Genomic DNA, 18,775 nt, shown 5'->3' on the forward strand with positions numbered 1-18,775 from the left:
GGTGGTGGGGATGTCGGCGATCCGGCTCCTCGTCCTGGGCGCGGTCAAGCAGCACGGCCGCGCCCACGGCTATCAGGTGCGCAACGACCTGGAGTTCTGGGGCGCGCACGAGTGGTCCAACGCCAAGCCCGGCTCGATCTACCACGCGCTGAAGCAGATGGCGAAGCAGGGCCTGCTGCACGCGTACGAGATCGCGCCGAGCACGGCCGGCGGCCCGCCCCGCGTCGAGTACGAGATCACCGACCTGGGGCGGGAGGAGTACTTCGCCCTGCTGCGTGAGGCGCTGACCACCTACGACCAGAAGATGGACGTCCTGTCGGCGGGGATCGGCTTCGTCGTCGACCTCCCGCGGGCGGAGGTCGTGGAGCTGCTGCGGCGGCGGGTGCGGGCGCTCGACGAGTGGCGGGCGTCCGTCACGGAGTACTACACCCCCGAGGGCGGTCCCCAGCAGCTCGGGCACATCGGCGAGATCATGCACCTCTGGGTCCACTCGGCGGACGCCGGCAAGGAGTGGACGCTCGGACTGATCGAACGGATCGAGGCAGGGGCGTACTCCTTCGCGGGCGAGGGCGGGGAGCCCTTCGCGGGCGTGCTGACGGAGGGGGAGGAGAACCCGTTCGCGACGGGCGTGCCGCACGAGGGGGATAGAGGCTAATCAAGTTTGACTAATCGATCCGGCGGGCATACCTTCGATCGAGTGGTCAAGTTTGACTACTTAGGCTCTCGGGCTTCGGGGCTCCGGGGCGTTCGGCTGGAGGAGACGGATGACTGACGCGATCGTCGTCGAAGGCGCGCGGAAACGGTACGGAGACAAGCAGGCCCTCGACGGCCTCGGCCTCGTCGTGGGCGGCGGTACGGTGCACGGCCTGCTCGGGCCCAACGGAGCCGGAAAGACCACGACGGTACGGATCCTCGCGACGCTGCTGCGGCATGACGAGGGTCTGGTCCGGGTCGCGGGCTTCGACGTCCGTACGCACGCGGCGGACGTGCGGCGGAGGATCGGGCTGCTCGGGCAGCACGCCGCCGTCGACGAGGAGCTCGGCGGCCGGCAGAACCTGGAGATGTTCGGGCGGCTCCACCACCTCGGCGCCCGGCGGGCCGGCGCGCGGGCGGACGAGCTCCTGGAGCGGTTCGGCCTCGCCGACACCGGACGCAAGCCGGTCAAGCGGTACAGCGGGGGAATGCGCCGCCGCCTCGACCTGGCGGCCTCACTGATCACCGAGCCGGCCGTGCTCTTCCTCGACGAGCCCACGACCGGACTCGACCCGCGCGGCCGGGGCGAGGTGTGGGAGTCGGTGCGCTCCCTGGTCGGCGGCGGGACGACCGTGCTGCTGACGACGCAGTACCTGGAGGAGGCCGACCAGCTCGCCGACCGGATCTCGGTCGTCGACCGCGGGCGGGTCGTCGCGGACGGCACCGCCGACGAGCTGAAGGCGAGGGTGGGCGGCGACCGCATCGACGTCGTGCTGCGCGACGCGCGACGCCTGGACGAGGCGACGAAGCTGCTGCCCGGGAGCGAGGTGAGCGTCGACCGCGACCGGCGGCGGGTCAGCGCGCCGGTGACCGACCGGATGGCCGCGCTCGCGGAGACCGTTCGGGCCCTGGAGGCGGCCGGGATCGAGGCGGAGGACATCGCACTGCGGCGGCCCACACTGGACGAGGTCTTCCTCCACCTGACGGGCGGACGCGAGCAGGCGACGGAGGTGGCGGCATGAGCGCGGCGTACGTGATGAGCGACTGCTGGACGATGACCCGGCGCGAACTGGCGCACTGGGCACGGCAACCCGTCCAGGTGGTCGTCGGACTGATCTTCCCGATCATGATGCTGCTGATGTTCGGGTACCTCGTCGGCGGCGGGCGGGGGATCGAGGGCGAGTACGTCGACTTCCTCGTGCCCGGCATGCTCACGCTGACGATGGTCTTCGGCCTCGAAGGGACGATGACGGCCGTCACCCAGGACCTCGACAAGGGCGTGATCGACCGCTTCCGTTCGATGCCGATGGCCGACGGCGCGGTCCTCGTGGGCCGCTCGGTCGCCGACATGATCCAGTCCGCGACCGGACTGCTCCTGATGACCGGCGTCGGGTACGTGATCGGCTGGCGGGCCCACGGCGGCTTCGTCGCCTTCCTCGGGGCCATGGGGCTGCTGCTCCTGCTGCGCTTCGCGATGCTGTGGATCGGGATCCACCTCGCGATGATCGCGGGCCGGGCGGAACTGGTGCAGGCCGTGCAGATCCTGGTCTGGCCCATCGGCTTCCTCTCCAACGCCTTCGCCGTTCCCGAGTCCATGCCGGGGTGGCTGGGCACGGTCGTGGCGTGGAACCCGATGTCGGCGACCGCGACGGCGGTACGGGACCTCTTCGGCAATCCGGGCGGGGAGCCGGGGCACGTGGTGGCGGCCGTGGTGTGGCCGCTGGTGCTGCTGGCGGTCTTCTTCCCGCTCGCGGTACGGAAGTTCAGGCGGCTGAGCGTGTAGGCGGGAACCCGTCGGCGTCGAGCGGTGTGACAGAGGCGGGGCCGCACCCCGCTCGGCCTGCTCCGGCGCGCCGAGGGCTGCTCGTACCGGAGATCGGCCGACCGGGTGCGCTGGGCGGAGTTCCGGCCGGCGTGCGAGGACGACGACTCCTGAGCGGGGATGCGGCCGCCCGGCCGGGTCAGTGGTGGAAGGAGGTCGCGGCCTGCTTGTCGTGGCTCACAGGATGGGACTGCCCGCGGAGTTCGGGAAGCAGCCGGTGCAGGTCCTCCACGAACAGCTGGGCGAGGTCGGCCGAGAAGCCGTTGCGGCAGACCACGCGCAGCACGGAGAGATCCTCCCGGTTGGCCGGGAAGGTGTAGGCCGGCACGAGCCAGCCGTGCTCGCGCAGCCGCCGGGAGACGTCGAAGACGTCGAAGGCGGTGACCTCGGGGGCGGTGGTGAAGGCGAAGACGGGCAGTTGGTCGCCCCGGGTGAGGAGGCGGAAGTCGCCCGTGGCCTCGATCCGTTCGGCCAGCGCCCGGGCGACGTCCCGGGTGGTCTGCTGGACCGCCCGGTAGCCCTCCCGGCCGAGCCGCAGGAACGTGTAGTACTGCGCGACGACCTGAGCGCCGGGCCGGGAGAAGTTGAGGGCGAAGGTCGGCATGTCGCCGCCCAGGTAGTTGACCCGGAAGACCAGCTCCTCGGGGAGTTCGGCGGGCGAGCGCCACAGCGCCCAGCCGACTCCCGGGTAGACCAGACCGTACTTGTGACCGGAGGTGTTGATCGAGGAGACCCGGGGGAGCCGGAAGTCCCAGACCAGCTCCTCGTCCAGGAAGGGGGCGACCATCGCGCCGGAGGCGCCGTCCACGTGGACGGGGACGTCGAGGCCGGTCCGTTCCTGGAGGGCGTCCAGGGCGGCACAGATCTCGGCGACGGGTTCGTAGGAGCCGTCGAAGGTCGAGCCGAGTACGGCGACGACGCCGATGGTGTTCTCGTCGCAGAGTTCGGCGGCCGCCCGCGGGTCCAGGTGGAAGCGGTCGCCCTCCATGGGGACGAGCCGGGGTTCGACCTCCCAGAAATTGCAGAACTTCTCCCAGCAGACCTGGACGTTGACGCCCATCACCAGATTGGGCCGGGCGCCGCCCGGATAGCGGTCGGCGTTCCTCTTGGCCCATCGGCGCTTGAGGGCCATGCCGGCGAGCATGCAGGCCTCGCTGGAGCCGGTGGTGGAGCAGCCGACGGCGACCGAAGGGTCCGGGGCGTTCCAGAGGTGGGCCAGCATGGCCACGCAACGCCGTTCCAGTTCGGCGGTGCGCGGGTACTCGTCCTTGTCGATCATGTTCTTGTCGCGGCACTCGGCCATGAGGACGCCGGCCTGGGGTTCCATCCACGTGGTGACGAAGGTGGCGAGGTTGAGCCGGGAGTTCCCGTCGAGCATCAGCTCGTCATGGACGAGCTGATAAGCGCTCATGGGCGGCAGCGGCCCGTCGGGGAGGCGGTGGCGCGGCGGCGCGTCCGTCATGCCGCCGACCGGGTTGGCCTCGCCGTAGAAGGGGTTGAGGGCCAGGCGCCGGTCGGGCTGGGGCTCGGCGGGACCCTTGTGCAGCGGCATGAGGAGGCTCCTTGGGGGGCATGGGGGCGGCGTGGTCAGCGCAGGGGTGCGCCGGAGTCGTCCAGTTCGAGCTGGGGGCGGCCGGTGACGACCAGCCAGGCGGGCAGGGAGGCCAGGCAGAGGAGGGCGAGCATCGCGGGAGTGGCGGCGATCACGGCGGCCGTGAAGAGACTCACCCAGCCCTGCCGGGTGGTCGCGAGCAGCACACCGAGCACGCCGGCGGAGACGGCGACGGCCGGGTGGATCTCCGGGACGAGCGCCTGGACGAGCAGTCCGAAGGCGGCGCCGACGAACACGGCGGGGAAGATCCGGCCGCCCCGGAAGCCGCAGGAGGCGGCGATCAGCAGGGCCGCGAGCTTGACCACGGTCATCCTCGCCAGCTCGCCGGAGGACCAGCCGCCGATGTTCGAGGTGAGTTCCCTGACCTCCTCCAGGCCCTTGAAGAGGGTCAGATGCCCGCCGAGCGCGCCCAGCAGGCCGAGGACCAGGCCGCCGACGGGAAGCATCAGCATCGGGTGCCGCAGCCGCCGGAAGGCGCGGTGGGCATGCGGGAAGGCGTAGCAGGAGAGGAGGCCGAAGAGAGCGGCGGCGGTGGCGACGACCATCGCGGCCGACAGGTCGCCCCACCCGGGGTCGGTCAGGGCGGGCAGCGACATGTCGAAGCTGGGGTGGGCCAGGAGCGTGGTGGTCATCGCCCCCGCCCCGGCGGCGACCAGCGGGGCGAAGAGCCGGTCCCACAGCGAGCCGTGGCCCGGCCGGCCCACGAGGGCCTCGGAGATCACCAGCGCCGCGGCCACGGGGGTGCCGAAGAGGGCGCCGATGGTCGCGGCGGAGGCGAGCGAGACCCACATCGCGCCGGGCACGGCCGGCTGGGCCCTGCGGCCGAGCCAGTACGCGAGCGCGATGTTGGCCGCGATGATCGGGTTCTCCGGTCCGAGGCTCACCCCGCCGGCCAGCGCCAGGGCGGTCGCGACCAGCAGGCCGGGGACGACCCCGGGGGCCATCGGGGCGCCACCGAGCCCGGTGGAGGCCGAGTCGGGCCCGGCATGCCCGGGCACCTTCCAGACGACGAGACCGACCGCGACGCCGCTCGCGGTCAGCATGACGATCGTCCAGAGGGCGGAGAAACCGCCGATCCCGAGCGCGTCCGGAAGGGTTCCCCACACCACGTCCCGCAGCTTCTCCGCGGCCGCGGAGATCCCGAGGAACAGCAGACTCGCCGCCACGCCGACCACGAGGGCGGGCAGGACCTGGGGCAGCAGGACCCTGAAGGGCGTCCCGGGGATCTCGGCGGAGAGGCTGTCGGTGACCGCCACCGCGGCTCAGGTCCTCGGCGCGATCACGGCCGCCGTGCCGTACGCGCACACCTCCGTGCCCACGTCCGCCGCCTCCGTCACGTCGAAGCGGAACATCAGGACCGCGTTCGCTCCCCGTGCCCGGGCCTGCTCCACCAGCCGTTCCATCGCCTGGTTACGGGTCTCCACCAGGGTCTTCGTCAGACCCTTCAGCTCCCCGCCGATCATCGACTTCAGGCCCGCGCCGATCTGGCTCCCCAGATGCCGGGAGCGGACGGTCAGCCCGAAGACCTCGCCGATCACCTGCCGTACCTCGTAGCCGGGGATGTCGTTCGTCGTGACGACCAGCACATCGGACTGCGGTCCCTGACCGCCTCCGTACTCCTCGATGCCCATCCGCATCCACCTCCTGGCCCCCAGCCTCGGACCGGCGGCCCGCCGCCGCATCCCGGAAGGGGCCGCCGGTGGCCCAGCGGGGACCCCGTGGAACCCGGCACCACCGGAATGCGTTGATACTTTGAGGCAGCCGTCCCCCCGCCCCCACCGACCGCAGGAGCCCGGAACCCGTGAATACGCTTGCCCTCGGACCGAGCTGGCTCGACCCGGACTATCTGATCCAGACCTTCGGTCTGATCGGTGTCCTCGTCATCGTCTTCGCCGAGTCCGGCCTGCTCATCGGGTTCTTCCTGCCCGGCGACTCGCTTCTCTTCACCACCGGTCTGCTGGTCACCACCGGCAAGCTGGACACCCCGCTCTGGCTCGTCTGCACCCTGATCGTGCTCGCGGCGATCATCGGCGACCAGGTCGGCTATCTTTTCGGCCGCAAGGTCGGCCCGGCCCTCTTCAAGCGCCCCGACTCCAAGCTCTTCAAGCAGGAGAACGTGGAGAAGGCGCACGAGTTCTTCGAGAAGCACGGCCCGAAGTCCCTGATCCTGGCCCGTTTCGTGCCGATCGTGCGGACGTTCACGCCGATCATCGCCGGTGTGAGCCGGATGAACTACCGCTCGTTCATCACCTTCAACGTCATCGGCGGCGTCCTGTGGGGCGCGGGCGTGACGCTGCTCGGCGCCTCGCTCGGCAAGATCGACTTCGTGCACAAGCACATCGAGGCGATCCTGATCCTGATCGTGCTGATCTCCGTGGTCCCGATCGTGATCGAGTACCTCCGCGCCCGCTCCCAGTCCAAGAAGGCCGCCACCCGCGACGAGGACACCCCCGACACCCCGCCGTCCGAGCGCGGCCGCCACGCGCGGCGATAAGGGCTCGCCACAGAGCTGGGCCGTGTCCGTGAAGTCCCGCCTGCCCTGCGGGCAGACGGCGCCACTTTCCGGACCCGACCTAGAACCCACGCGTCCGCTTGGCCGCGCGGCGGGCCGCCGCCGCGCCGGGGGACTGCATGAAGAGGCGGGCCAGCTCGCCCCCGAGGTTCACGCCGATCGCGATCGCCAAGGACAGGGCCGCCGCCTTCGCCAGAGAGGCGAAGCCCTGGTCCAGGTTGTTCTGGGCGATCGCGAGCACGCCGAAGTAGGTCGCCGAACCAGGCAGCAGCGGCCCGATCGCCGCGGTCACGTAAGGCAGCGACGACGTGTGGTGGTAGCGGGCGATCAGCTGCCCGAACAGGCCGACGAGTCCCGCCGCCACAGCCGTCGCCATGACCGCCGACCCGTCGGCCGTCACCGCGATCGACGCGTAGATCACCCACGCCACCCCGCCGTTCAGCGTCGCGAACAGCACCGTGCCCCGTGACTGCTGCAGCAGGATCGCGAAGGTCGCGCACAGCACCATGGACGCCAGGATCTGCACCACCGGCCGCTCGACCGGATTGAGCACACCGTCCGGGTTGAGCTGCGCGTCGAACTGCACGGCCACGTACAGCACCGACAGCACGCCCACCACGATCGCCACGAAGAAGTACCCGACCTCCAGGAGCCGGGCCGAGGCCGTGATGTAGAAGCCGGTCAGCCCGTCCTGGACGGCCGCCACCAGCGCCCGCCCCGGGATCAGCGCGAACAGGCCACCCGTGATCACCGCCGAAGGCCGTAGATCCGCGTGCAGCAGGGTCAGCAGCACCCCCATCGCGGCCGGCGGCATCGCCGCCACCAGGAACTGGTAGAACTCCGGCAGTCCGCGCCCCGCGCACAGCCACGCCAGCCGGTCCCCGAGCACCGCGCCGAGCGCCGCGACGAAGAAGACCGTCGCCCCGCCGCCCAGCAGCACGGAGGCCGCGCCCGCGAGCACGCCCGCCGCCGTCGTCAGCACCCAGCCGGGGTACGGGTGCCGGTTGCGCCGGATCTCCGCGAGCCGCCGGTACGCCTCCTCCGGCGTGACCTCGTGCGCCTCGTCGTTGATGTCGGCGAGCAGCTGGTAGACCGCCTCCAGCCGCGTGTAGTCGGTGCCCCGCCGCCGTACCGTCCGGTTCGCGGTGACCGGATCGTCCACGAGCGACGGCTGATAAGTGATCGACAGCAGGGTGAAGGTCACGGTCGGCTCGCACCGGTCCAGACCGTACGAACGGCAGATCGCGAACATCGCCGCCTCGACGTCCTCCGCGCCCTCGCCGCCCGCGAGCAGCAGCTCACCGATACGCAGCGTCAGGTCGAGCACACGCCCCACGGCGGGGCCCGGCTCGTCCTCCTTGCGCGGCGCCTCCGGCACCGGCCGGTCGCCGACCGGCAGCCGCAGCATGGTCCGCATCCGGTCCTGCCACGGGGCGTCCTTCGACAGCCGCACCAGCGGAATGCCGTGCGCGGGCGTGAAGGCCGGTGGCGCGTGCTTCGCGGAGTACGTGGAGGGCGGCGCGAACGCCGAGCCCTCCGGCTCGGACGGCAGCTCCGGCGCCAGCCCCTCGGGAACGGCGAACTCCGAGGTCGGATGCTCCTCCTCCGGCACCCCCGGCTGCTCCACCCCAGGCGGCGGAGTGAAGGCGCTGCGTGCCTCGTCCGACTGTGGCTTCCGGTCCTCCGGGCCCTCCGGCTCCGCGACCACTGTGTTCGTCCTCACTCCCATTCGCCCCGCCTGCCCAGTATGGACATGCGCATACGGCAAGCGAGACGGGCGGCACACCCACAAGGGGTGCACCGCCCGTCACGTACGTCAGAAACGCCCCGCTCAGTGGGCGCCACCCTGCGCCTCGAGGCGCTTGTAGGAGGCCTCGATCTCGGCCTCGGCCTCGGCGCGGCCGACCCAGTTGGCGCCCTCGACCGACTTGCCCGGCTCCAGGTCCTTGTAGACCTCGAAGAAGTGCTGGATCTCCAGGCGGTCGAACTCCGACACGTGGTGGATGTCGCGCAGGTGCTCGACACGCGGGTCCGAGGCGGGGACGCACAGGAGCTTGTCGTCGCCGCCGGCCTCGTCCGTCATGCGGAACATGCCGATGGCCCGGCACTTGATCAGGCAGCCGGGGAACGTCGGCTCGTCCAGGATGACCAGCGCGTCCAGCGGGTCGCCGTCCTCGCCGAGGGTGTTCTCGACGAAGCCGTAGTCGGCCGGGTAGCTGGTCGAGGTGAAGAGGCGGCGGTCCAGGCGGATGCGACCGGTCTCGTGGTCGACCTCGTACTTGTTCCGCGACCCCTTCGGGATCTCGATGGTGACGTCGAACTCCACGGGTGGCTCCTCCTGAATCAAACACATGTGAATGCCTGCGACGACGCGCAGTGATTAAGTGTCCCTCACGCCTGTGTGTGATCGCGAAAGGGGCTGGTCAGCAATGCCGGAGCCGCGGACCTGGCAGCTCACGACGTGCTCTGCCGTACTCGGTCTGGCCCTGGCCGCCGGAGCGGTGACCGCCGCCGGCCCGTGGGACAACGGTCAGCGTAAGGCCGAGCGGGCCCGGGCCGCCGCAGCGGCCCCCACAGGTGGCGCACATCACGCGCCCGGCCCGGCCGCCGCAGGCCCCCCGCGCCCCGCCCCGGCTCCGAGCGCCCCCGGCGTCCTGCGCGCCCTCGCCGCCCCGGACTCCAGCCGCCCGGGCGACCTCGCCGCCACCCTCGTACCGCTCCTCGCCGACCCCGGCCTCGGCACGCTGCGCACCGCGTCCGTGGTCGACGCGACCACCGGCGAGCAGCTGTACGGCGAGGGCGCCACGACCCCCATGACCCCGGCCTCCACCGTCAAGATCGCCACCACGGTCGCCGCGCTCGCCGCCCTCGGCCCCGACCACCGCATCCCCACCACCGTCGCGGCCTCCCCGGACGGCCGCGCCCTCACCCTGGTCGGCGGCGGCGACCCCACTCTCGACACCGCCCGCCTGAAGAAGCTCGCCGGCGACACCGCCCGCGCCCTGAAGGGCAGGGGCGTCACGGCCGTACGCCTGGCCTACGACGCGAGCCTCTACCAGGGCCCGCAGCACCACCCCATCGGCCCCAACGAGAACCTGGCGCCCGTGGTCGCCCTGATGACCGACGGAGGCCGGCTGGACGATTCGGACAGCGGGCCCGCCCCCCGCTCCGCCGACCCGGCCCGCGCCACCGCCACCGCCTTCGCCGACCTCCTCGGCGCGGCCGGCGTCACCGTCCAGGGCGCCCCCGCCCCGGGCCGCGCCCCCCGGGCCACGCCCACGGCCGCCCCCCTGGCCCGTTCGTACTCGGAGCCGCTCTCCGCCCTCGTCGAGCGCACCCTCACCCACAGCGACAACGACCTCGCCGAGGCCCTCGCACGGCAGACCGCCCTCGCCCGCAAGCAGCCCGCGAGCTTCGACGGCGCAGGCAGGGCCGTCCGGGCGGAGCTGGACGCCCTCGGAGTGCCGACCGCCGGGGCGCGGTTCGCCGACGGCAGCGGCCTCTCCCGCGCCGACCGGGTCTCCGCCGCCCTGCTCACCGCCCTCCTCACCCGAGCGGCCGACCCCGCCCGCCCCACCCTGCGGCCCGTCCTGACGGGCCTGCCCGTCGGCGGCTTCAGCGGCACCCTCAAGAGCCGCTTCGACACCGCACCCACCGCGCCCGGAGCAGGCCTGATCCGCGCGAAGACCGGCACCCTGACAGGCGTCAACACCCTCGCCGGAACCGTCGTGACCGCCGAGGGGCGACTGCTCGCCTTCGCCTTCCTGGCCGGTCGGACCCCCTCCCCGTACACCGCCCAGCCCGCCCTCGACCGACTCTCCGCCGCTCTCGTCCCCTAGGGGGCGCCGGGCGCTGAACAGCTCCGAACCCTCACCGAACAGACGTCGAGAACGTACGGTTGACGCATGACGAGCATCGGTGGTGCCGAGATGGTCGACTGGAATCTCGCGGTCGCGACCGCGACCCGACTGGTGAAGCCGGGCCCAGAGGTGAGCCGCGAGGAGGCCCGCGACGTCGTCGCGGAGCTGCGCCGGCACGCCAAGGCGTCCGAGGAGCACGTCAGGGCCTTCACCCGGATGATCCCCGAAGGCCACGAACCGGCGGACACCCCCGTCCTCGTCGTGGACCGGGCGGGCTGGATCAGGGCCAACGTCGCCGGCTTCCGCGAACTGCTCTCCCCGCTCCTCGACAAGATGCAGGAGCGCCGCTCGGGCACCCCCGGCGGCGCCGTCCTGGGCGCGGTCGGCGGCAAGGTCACCGGCGTCGAGCTCGGCATGCTCCTCTCCTTCCTCGCCTCCCGCATCCTCGGCCAGTACGAGACCTTCGCCCCCGCGACCCGCGAATTCCCCGCCGGTGACCCCGCCGCCCCGGGCTCCGGCGGCGGACGCCTCCTGCTCGTCGCCCCCAACATCGTCCACGTCGAACGCGAACTCGCCGTCGACCCGCACGACTTCCGGCTCTGGGTCTGCCTCCACGAGGAGACCCACCGCACCCAGTTCACCGCCGTGCCCTGGCTCCGCGACCATCTGCAGGGCGAGATCCAGTCATTTCTCGGCGCCACCGACGTCGACCCCTCCACCGTCGTCGAGCGGCTGCGCGAGGCCGCCCAGGCCCTGGCCGGCGGCCGCCCCGAGGGCGAGGAGGGCGAGCCCGCACCCTCCTTCGTCGAACTCGTGCAGACCCCCGAGCAGCGCGAGATCCTCGGCCGCCTCACCGCCGTCATGTCCCTCCTCGAAGGCCACGCCGACTACGTCATGGACGGGGTCGGACCGCAGGTCGTGCCCTCGGTCGCCGAGATCCGCGAGAAGTTCCAGCAGCGCCGCGCGCGCGGTGCCTCACGCCTCGACCTCGCCCTGCGCAAGCTCCTCGGCCTCGACGCCAAGCTGCGTCAGTACCGCGACGGAGAGCGCTTCGTACGGGCCGTCGTCGACCAGGTCGGCATGGACGGTTTCAACCGCGTGTGGACGTCGCCCAACACGCTCCCCACCAAGTCCGAGATCGCCGAACCGGCGGACTGGGTGGCGAGGGTGCACCGTAGGGCAGACTCGTGAGACGGGTGCGACGTACGACGGAAGAACACCCCTCCAATCACCCATCCGAGGGACCCTAGGCAAGGGGTGGGGCGTGCAATGCTCGGGTAACGGCCAGGTTCTGTCACCATCGACGCACTCTGAGTGACCGAACCCCCTCTTCCGACCGTTAAGACTCCGACCGAGGCACCCCACTCCTTCACGAAGGGCACCGGACATGGGTCCCCATCCTGCGGTCGCGGCGATACGCCTGGCGGTCCGCCGCGTACTCCACGACGTTCTCACCGAGCACCACACCATCCGCACCACCGACACGACCGACGACAAGGCCACCCACCCGGCCCGCGACGACGAGCGCACGCACCCCCTCGTGCTCGTCGCCTGCTCCGGGGGCGCCGACTCCATGGCGCTCGCCTCCGCGCTCGCCTTCGAAGCCCGCAAACTCGCCGTCCGCGCCGGCGGCGTCACCGTCGACCACGGCCTCCAGGACGGCTCCGACCAGCGCGCCACCGAGGTCGCCGGCCGCATGGCCGCGCTCGGCCTCGACCCCGTCGAAGCCGTCGCCGTCACCGTCGGCCGTGAGGGCGGGCCCGAGGCCGCCGCGCGCGACGCCCGCTACGCCGCCCTCGACGCCGCCGCCGAACGCCACGGCGCCGCCGCCGTCCTGCTCGGCCACACCCGCGACGACCAAGCGGAAACCGTCCTCCTCGGCCTCGCCCGCGGCTCCGGCATCCGCTCCCTCTCCGGCATGGCCGCCGTCTCCGGCGCCTCCGGGCGCTACCGCCGCCCCTTCCTGGAGCTCGACCGGCAGACCGTCCGCAAGGCCTGCGTCGCCCAGGAACTGGCCGTCTGGGACGACCCCCACAACGCGGACCCCGCCTACACCCGCTCCCGCCTCCGCCACGAAGGCCTCCCCGCCCTGGAGAAGGCGCTCGGCAAAGGTGTCGTCGAAGCCCTCGCCCGGACGGCCCAGCTGTCCCGCGACGACGCCGACGCCCTCGACTCCTGGGCCGCCGATGTGGAAGCGCTGGTACGGGACGAGGCCGGCCGCCTTGAATGCGCCAAGCTCTTCGGACTGCCCCCCGCCGTCCGCCGCCGCGTCCTGCGCCGCGCCGTCATCGCCGAGGGCGCACCCGCCGGCTCCCTCTTCGCCCGGCACATCGAGGAGGTCGACCGGCTGATCACCGGCTGGCGCGGCCAGGGAGCCATCAATCTGCCCGGCCGCGTCGAGGCACGACGGCAGGGTGGCAGACTGGTCATTCGGCAAGGCTGAAGCACGCTGCAACGAAAGTGACCCGGGTGAACGAGAAGGACATGGGCACCGACCTCAAGTCGGTGCTCATCACCAAGGAAGAGATCGACGCGAAGCTGGCCGAGCTGGCCGCGAAGATCGACGCGGAGTACGCGGGCAAGGACCTGCTCATCGTCGGAGTCCTCAAGGGCGCCGTGATGGTGATGGCGGACCTGGCGCGCGCGCTGTCCACCCCCGTCACCATGGACTGGATGGCCGTCTCCTCCTACGGGGCCGGCACCCAGTCCTCCGGCGTCGTCCGGATCCTCAAGGACCTGGACACCGACATCAAGGGCAAGCACGTCCTGATCGTCGAGGACATCATCGACTCCGGCCTCACGCTGTCCTGGCTGCTGTCGAACCTCGGCTCCCGCGAACCGGCCTCCCTGGAGGTCTGCACCCTCCTCCGCAAGCCGGACGCCGCCAAGGTCGCGATCGACGTGAAGTGGATCGGCTTCGACATCCCGAACGAGTTCGTCGTCGGATACGGCCTGGACTACGCCGAGAAGTACCGCAACCTTCCGTTCGTCGGCACGCTCGCGCCGCACGTGTACGGAGGCTGAGGCAGGGGAACCCACGCCGCCCTCCCGCCGTTGGAGGAAGGGAAGGCGGCCGCGGGTGACAATGCTGGGGTACCGTCCGAAGAACAGCTTTTTCTCATAGCAGCTCTCACAGCAGCATTTACCTACGGGCAGGAGGGACGGAGCGTTCTCGCTCCGTATGGATGGACGTGAAGCGATACTTCCGTGGGCCGGTCATGTGGATCGTGCTGGCCGTCCTCGCCGTGGTCGTGCTGATGCAGGTCGTCGGCTCGTCCGAGGGCTACAAGACGGTGGACACCAGCAGGGTCGTCCAGGCGATCAATGACAAGCAGGCCGACCAGGTCAAGCTGACGACCGGCGACGAGCAGGTCATCAAGGTCGAGCTCAAGAAGGGCGCCGACAAGGACAAGTACGGCGGCAGCACCAAGATCCAGGCCAGCTACATCGGTGACCAGGGTGCCAACCTGACCACCACGCTCCAGGACCAGGCCGCCTCCGGCGCCCTGGACAAGGGCTACACCGTCTCGCCGGAGCGGCAGAGCCCGTTCCTGTCGGTGCTGCTCTCGCTGCTGCCCTTCGTCCTCATCGTCGTCGTCTTCCTGTTCTTGATGAACCAGATGCAGGGCGGCGGCTCCCGAGTCATGAACTTCGGGAAGTCCAAGGCCAAGCTGATCACCAAGGACACCCCGAAGACGACCTTCGCCGACGTGGCGGGGTCCGACGAGGCGGTCGAGGAGCTCCACGAGATCAAGGAGTTCCTCCAGGAGCCGGCGAAGTTCCAGGCCGTCGGCGCCAAGATCCCCAAGGGCGTGCTGCTCTACGGCCCGCCCGGAACCGGCAAGACCCTCCTCGCGCGTGCCGTCGCGGGCGAAGCCGGCGTGCCGTTCTACTCGATCTCCGGTTCCGACTTCGTCGAGATGTTCGTCGGTGTCGGTGCCTCCCGAGTCCGCGACCTCTTCGAGCAGGCCAAGGCGAACGCCCCGGCGATCGTCTTCGTCGACGAGATCGACGCAGTCGGTCGTCACCGCGGTGCCGGCCTCGGCGGTGGCCACGACGAGCGCGAGCAGACCCTCAACCAGCTCCTCGTCGAGATGGACGGCTTCGACGTGAAGGGCGGCGTCATCCTGATCGCCGCCACGAACCGGCCCGACATCCTCGACCCGGCGCTCCTGCGCCCGGGACGGTTCGACCGGCAGATCGCCGTCGACCGCCCGGACATGCAGGGCCGTCTGGAGATCCTCAAGGTCCACCAGAAGGGCAAGCCGGTCGCCCCGGACGTCGACCTGGGCGCGGTCGCTCGCCGCACCCCCGGCTTCACCGGTGCCGATCTCTCCAACGTCCTGAACGAGGCGGCGCTCCTGACCGCCCGCAGCGACAAGAAGCTGATCGACAACCACTCGCTGGACGAGGCGATCGACCGTGTGGTCGCGGGCCCGCAGAAGCGGACCCGGATCATGTCGGACAAGGAGAAGAAGATCACCGCGTACCACGAGGGCGGACACGCCCTGGTCGCGGCGGCCTCGCCGAACTCCGACCCGGTCCACAAGATCACCATCCTGTCCCGCGGCCGGGCCCTGGGTTACACGATGGTGCTCCCGGACGAGGACAAGTACTCGACCACGCGCAACGAGATGCTCGACCAGCTCGCTTACATGCTGGGCGGGCGCGCGGCCGAGGAGCTCGTCTTCCACGACCCGACCACGGGCGCGGCGAACGACATCGAGAAGGCCACGGCCACCGCTCGCGCGATGGTCACGCAGTACGGCATGACCGAGCGGCTCGGGGCGATCAAGTTCGGTGGCGACAACACCGAGCCGTTCCTCGGCCGCGAGATGGCGCACCAGCGCGACTACTCGGAAGAGGTCGCCGCGCTGGTCGACGAAGAGGTCAAGAAGCTCATCGAGACCGCGCACAACGAGGCGTGGGAGATCCTCGTCGAGAACCGTGACGTCCTCGACAACCTCGTCCTGCAGCTCCTGGAGAAGGAGACGCTGGGCAAGGAGGAGATCGCCGAGATCTTCGCCCCGATCGTCAAGCGCCCGGCCCGCCCGGCCTGGACCGGCTCCTCGCGCCGTACGCCCTCGACCCGCCCGCCGGTGCTCTCCCCCAAGGAGCTGGCACTGACGAACGGAGCGAACGGCAGCACGGCCACCCCGACGGTGGACACCGCCAAGACGCCGACCACCGGCATCGAGGTGGCCCCGGAGGAGACCCCGGAGGTCTGACCCGGAATGGATGCCGCGCCCCCACAGGTTCTAGCCTGTGGGGGCGCGGCGTTTTTCGCGCACATCAGTCAGACGGAACGAGGCACAGATGACCGACCCGGTGACGCTGGACGGCGAGGGTGAGATCGGCGAATTCGACGAGAAGCGCGCCGAGAACGCCGTACGGGAGCTCCTCATCGCGGTCGGAGAGGACCCTGACCGCGAGGGGCTGCGCGAGACGCCGGCGCGGGTGGCGCGGGCGTACAAGGAGCTGTTCGCCGGCCTCCGGCAGAAGCCGGAGGACGTGCTGACGACGACGTTCGACCTGGGCCACGACGAGCTGGTCCTCGTGAAGGACATCGAACTGACTGCGACCTGTGAACATCATTTGTTGCCATTTCATGGCGTAGCTCACATTGGTTACATTCCGGCTGAAACGGGCAAGATCACGGGGTTGTCGAAGCTGGCCCGCCTTGTCGACGTCTTCGCTCGTCGTCCGCAGGTGCAGGAGCGGCTGACGACGCAGATCGCCGATTCCCTGATGGAGATCCTCGAGGCGCGGGGCGCGATCGTCGTGATCGAAGCCGAGCACATGTGCATGTCGCTGCGTGGCATCCGTAAGCCCGGCGCGAAGACGACGACCTCGGCGGTGCGTGGTCAACTTCGTGACGCGACTACACGAGCCGAGGCCATGTCCCTGATATTGGCGCGTTAGGAGCGGTCCGGGTCGCCTCCCGCGGAAAGCGCTGCCGCAAATTGCAGGGCGCGGCTCACACCGGCTAGGCAGAGGCTGGTCTCACAGCTGTGCGTCTCGGACCGCCGGCCCCGGTGTCAGTGCGGCCGGTTAGCCTGCGGTCATGATCGAGACGACCGAAGACGACCGCCGCTTCCCGCCCGCGCTCGCCGAGGTGGCCCGTGTGGAGTTCGCGTACGCGGAGGGTGAGGGCGTCGATTTCGAGCCGTACGACGCCTTCGAGTCCGCCGGGGAGACTTCCGACTGGCTGCGGCACTGGACGGGGAACCACGAGCTCGATGGAGGGGCGTACCGGATCTTCGGGCAGGACGGGACCGGAGGGCTTGCCGCGGTCTGGTGTGTGAGGCCGGGGCGGGCGCTTGTCGAGCAGCCCGTGGTGTTCCTCGGGTCCGAGGGGGAGCGCGGAGTCGTCGCTGGGAACCTGTCCGACTTCCTCTGGGTGCTGGCCGACGGCTTCGGGCCCATGGAGGCCGCGCTGCACGTGGAGCGGGAGACACGTCCCGACCCTGCCCTGGGCACGCTCGCGGCGCGGTACGCCACCACTCCGCGCCGGACCGCACAGGCGATCGTCGCCGAGGCTCAGGCCGAGTTCGCGTCGTTCTCCGACGACATCGACGCGCTCTGCCGCTGAGCCTCAGGCCGCCGGGGCCGTGCCCTTGCCGTTCTCCTCGTCCTCGGGGAGTTTGCAGACGCGCTCCAGGAAGAGGGCCGCCGCGATCACGCCGATGCCGGCCAGGACCGAGAAGCCGGCGTAGATCGCCTGGTCGCGGCGGGACGGAACGTCCAGGGAGCCGAGCAGGAAGACGCCGACGCCGCCGTACATGCCGGCGACCATGGCGGCGACCAGGGCACTGGCCTGACCGAAGACCACCGCGCGGGCCGCCATCAGCGGCTCCACGCCCTTCGCGCCCGGCCGGCGCTCGCGCTGGGCCTTGAGGCGGGATCGCAGCGAGAGGGCGGTCGCCGTCAGGACGACCGCGATCGCCGCCAGCACGACCGGCGCGGCCAGCGGGACGCTCGGCAGGGTGCCCACCGCGTCCCACAGCCGGGCCGCGCCCCAGGACAGGATCCCGGCGACGACGAACAGTCCGGCGAGCACCTTGAGCCGCAGTTGTTTCACCGGGTGTCCTGTCCTTCGTCGTACGTGTCGGGTCTCCGAGACTAACGACTACTCGGGCAGACGGAGTTCCAGGTCGGCGCGTGGCACGACTCCCTCGCGGCCGACCGCCGCGAGCAGGTCCGCGACCGTGCCGCGGCCCGGCAGCTGGGCCTCGGGGTCCACGTCGTGCCAGGGCGCCAGCACGAAGGCGCGCTGGTGGGCGCGCGGGTGGGGGAGCGTGAGGACGGGGTCGTCGGAGACCACATCGGCGTAGGCCACGATGTCGACGTCGATGGTCCTGGCCCCCCAGCGCTCCTCGCGGACCCGGTGGAAGGCCTCCTCGACCGCGTGCGCCCGCTCCAGCAGGGAGGAGGGCGGCAGGGTGGTCTTCACGAGGGCGACGGCGTTGAGGTACGCGGGCTGCGAGCCGGCCTCGACGCCCCAGGGCTCGGTCTCGTACACGCCGGAGACGGCCTTGACCCGGAGGCCGGGGGTGTCCTCCAGGGCGTCGACGGCGCCCTGGAGGGTCTCCAGGCGGTTGCCGAGGTTGGCCCCGAGGGCGATGACGGCCCACCTGGGGTTGGAGAGCGTCACGTCGGCGGCGTCGACGGCCTCGACGACGGCGGCCGGTACGGGCTGCACGGTCGGGTCGCTGTGCGTGGCTTTCACACTCGGCTCCGGGTGATGGTGATGGTCACGTCGTCGAAGGGGACCGTGATGGGCGCGTCCGGCTTGTGGACGACGACCTCGACCTCCTGGACGCCGGCGTGCTTGAGGCACTGCTGGGCGATCCGCTCGGCGAGCGTCTCGATCAGGTCCACGGGCTCGCCCTGGACCACGTCGACGACTTCCTCGGCGACGACTCCGTAGTGCACGGTCTTCGTCAGGTCGTCGTCGGCGGCCGCGGGGCGGGTGTCCAGGCCGAGGACGAGGTCCACGATGAAGGTCTGGCCTTCCTCGCGCTCCTTGGGGAAGACGCCGTGGTGTCCTCGGGCCTTGAGGCCGCGCAGCGCGACACGATCCACGCGAATCACTCCTGCTGTCGTAGTTCTTGTGAGCACGCAGCCGGGTGCGGTCGGCGTCGTTGCCCACATCGAATCTACCTGCGGGCACCGACAACACGTGCCCACGAGGGCGGGAGGCGAGGCCACAGGCACTGGGCGTGGCCCCTACCCCGGGTCGCGTGATCCAACCCCCCGGGCCACCCGAAAGGGCC

Annotated in this window: 19 protein-coding genes; 11 read left to right on the forward strand and 8 right to left on the reverse strand. The window is 71.1% G+C overall.

Translation table 11 applies throughout. From position 1 onward, the window contains the following. Window positions 1-10 precede the first annotated feature (10 nt). The 3 genes from IE136_RS06030 to IE136_RS06040 all read left to right on the forward strand — a co-directional run bounded on the left by IE136_RS06030 (window position 11) and on the right by IE136_RS06040 (window position 2,476). Window positions 11-655: a PadR family transcriptional regulator gene (locus IE136_RS06030; RefSeq protein ID WP_158988288.1), complete on the forward strand. Its 645-nt coding sequence runs from the start codon at window positions 11-13 to the stop codon at window positions 653-655. A 109-nt stretch (window positions 656-764) separates the two neighbouring features. Further along, window positions 765-1,715, forward strand: a complete 951-nt coding sequence (locus IE136_RS06035; RefSeq protein ID WP_158988287.1) for an ATP-binding cassette domain-containing protein — start codon at window positions 765-767, stop codon at window positions 1,713-1,715. After that, the gene (locus IE136_RS06040) at window positions 1,712-2,476 is read left to right on the forward strand and encodes an ABC transporter permease (protein WP_189599714.1); all 765 of its coding nucleotides are present in this window, start codon (window positions 1,712-1,714) and stop codon (window positions 2,474-2,476) included. Before IE136_RS06035 ends, IE136_RS06040 begins: the two co-directional genes overlap by 4 nt. A 178-nt stretch (window positions 2,477-2,654) precedes the next feature. On the opposite strand, the gene gad is transcribed toward IE136_RS06040, so the two are convergent. From gad to IE136_RS06055, 3 genes are read right to left on the reverse strand one after another with little or no spacing between them, the layout of a single operon-like run. Beyond that, complete coding sequence (gene gad / locus IE136_RS06045; protein ID WP_158988285.1) at window positions 2,655-4,067, reverse strand: glutamate decarboxylase; 1,413 nt, start codon at window positions 4,065-4,067, stop codon at window positions 2,655-2,657. A 35-nt stretch (window positions 4,068-4,102) separates the two neighbouring features. Continuing rightward, complete coding sequence (locus tag IE136_RS06050) at window positions 4,103-5,383, reverse strand: ion channel protein (RefSeq protein ID WP_189599715.1); 1,281 nt, start codon at window positions 5,381-5,383, stop codon at window positions 4,103-4,105. A gap of 6 nt (window positions 5,384-5,389) precedes the next feature. Continuing rightward, complete coding sequence (locus IE136_RS06055; RefSeq protein WP_158988283.1) at window positions 5,390-5,758, reverse strand: YbjQ family protein; 369 nt, start codon at window positions 5,756-5,758, stop codon at window positions 5,390-5,392. 170 nt (window positions 5,759-5,928) lie between these two features. On the opposite strand from IE136_RS06055, the gene IE136_RS06060 reads away from it, so the two are divergent. Continuing rightward, window positions 5,929-6,621 (forward strand): DedA family protein, encoded by a 693-nt coding sequence (locus IE136_RS06060; RefSeq protein WP_158988282.1) that lies wholly within the window; start codon window positions 5,929-5,931, stop codon window positions 6,619-6,621. A 79-nt stretch (window positions 6,622-6,700) separates the two neighbouring features. Here the strand turns inward: IE136_RS06060 and IE136_RS06065 are convergent, their stop codons facing one another. Together IE136_RS06065 and IE136_RS06070 are read right to left on the reverse strand one after the other, a co-directional pair. Next, window positions 6,701-8,347 (reverse strand): threonine/serine exporter family protein, encoded by a 1,647-nt coding sequence (locus tag IE136_RS06065; RefSeq protein ID WP_189599771.1) that lies wholly within the window; start codon window positions 8,345-8,347, stop codon window positions 6,701-6,703. Between the two features lie 123 nt (window positions 8,348-8,470). Then, window positions 8,471-8,965, reverse strand: a complete 495-nt coding sequence (locus IE136_RS06070; RefSeq protein WP_019888410.1) for an inorganic diphosphatase — start codon at window positions 8,963-8,965, stop codon at window positions 8,471-8,473. A 103-nt stretch (window positions 8,966-9,068) separates the two neighbouring features. On the opposite strand from IE136_RS06070, the gene dacB reads away from it, so the two are divergent. The 7 genes from dacB (at window position 9,069) to IE136_RS06105 (ending at window position 17,091) form a co-directional block, all read left to right on the forward strand. Continuing rightward, on the forward strand, window positions 9,069-10,478 hold the full coding sequence (dacB, locus tag IE136_RS06075; protein WP_158988281.1) for a D-alanyl-D-alanine carboxypeptidase/D-alanyl-D-alanine endopeptidase: 1,410 nt from the start codon (window positions 9,069-9,071) through the stop codon (window positions 10,476-10,478). Window positions 10,479-10,544: 66 nt separating this feature from the next. Then, window positions 10,545-11,690 (forward strand): Rv3626c family coenzyme F420 biosynthesis-associated protein, encoded by a 1,146-nt coding sequence (locus IE136_RS06080; protein ID WP_189599716.1) that lies wholly within the window; start codon window positions 10,545-10,547, stop codon window positions 11,688-11,690. Window positions 11,691-11,886: 196 nt separating this feature from the next. Further along, a complete protein-coding gene (gene tilS / locus IE136_RS06085) occupies window positions 11,887-12,942 on the forward strand; it encodes a tRNA lysidine(34) synthetase TilS (protein WP_158988279.1) in 1,056 nt (351 codons plus the stop codon). Between the two features lie 41 nt (window positions 12,943-12,983). After that, window positions 12,984-13,523, forward strand: a complete 540-nt coding sequence (hpt, locus tag IE136_RS06090) for a hypoxanthine phosphoribosyltransferase (RefSeq protein WP_132917781.1) — start codon at window positions 12,984-12,986, stop codon at window positions 13,521-13,523. A 161-nt stretch (window positions 13,524-13,684) separates the two neighbouring features. Next, on the forward strand, window positions 13,685-15,727 hold the full coding sequence (gene ftsH, locus IE136_RS06095; protein WP_158988278.1) for an ATP-dependent zinc metalloprotease FtsH: 2,043 nt from the start codon (window positions 13,685-13,687) through the stop codon (window positions 15,725-15,727). 88 nt (window positions 15,728-15,815) lie between these two features. Further along, window positions 15,816-16,421 (forward strand): GTP cyclohydrolase I FolE, encoded by a 606-nt coding sequence (gene folE / locus IE136_RS06100; RefSeq protein WP_158988277.1) that lies wholly within the window; start codon window positions 15,816-15,818, stop codon window positions 16,419-16,421. Between the two features lie 142 nt (window positions 16,422-16,563). Next, a complete protein-coding gene (locus IE136_RS06105) occupies window positions 16,564-17,091 on the forward strand; it encodes an SMI1/KNR4 family protein (RefSeq protein WP_158988276.1) in 528 nt (175 codons plus the stop codon). 3 nt (window positions 17,092-17,094) lie between these two features. Here IE136_RS06105 and IE136_RS06110 read toward each other — a convergent pair whose 3' ends face one another. From IE136_RS06110 to folB, 3 genes are read right to left on the reverse strand one after another with little or no spacing between them, the layout of a single operon-like run. Beyond that, window positions 17,095-17,580 carry a DUF3180 domain-containing protein gene (locus IE136_RS06110; protein WP_189599717.1) on the reverse strand — a complete coding sequence of 162 codons (486 nt, stop codon included), beginning with the start codon at window positions 17,578-17,580 and terminating at the stop codon, window positions 17,095-17,097. A gap of 48 nt (window positions 17,581-17,628) precedes the next feature. Beyond that, window positions 17,629-18,228: a 2-amino-4-hydroxy-6-hydroxymethyldihydropteridine diphosphokinase gene (folK, locus tag IE136_RS06115; protein ID WP_158988274.1), complete on the reverse strand. Its 600-nt coding sequence runs from the start codon at window positions 18,226-18,228 to the stop codon at window positions 17,629-17,631. Continuing rightward, entirely contained in the window at window positions 18,225-18,584 is a 360-nt protein-coding gene (gene folB, locus IE136_RS06120) for a dihydroneopterin aldolase (RefSeq protein ID WP_158988273.1), read from the reverse strand. The genes folK and folB overlap by 4 nt, the downstream gene beginning before the upstream one ends. Window positions 18,585-18,775 lie beyond the last annotated feature (191 nt).

Origin of the sequence: Streptomyces lateritius, assembly GCF_014649715.1 — a bacterium.
In the GTDB taxonomy this organism is placed as follows: Bacteria; Actinomycetota; Actinomycetes; order Streptomycetales; family Streptomycetaceae; genus Streptomyces; species Streptomyces lateritius.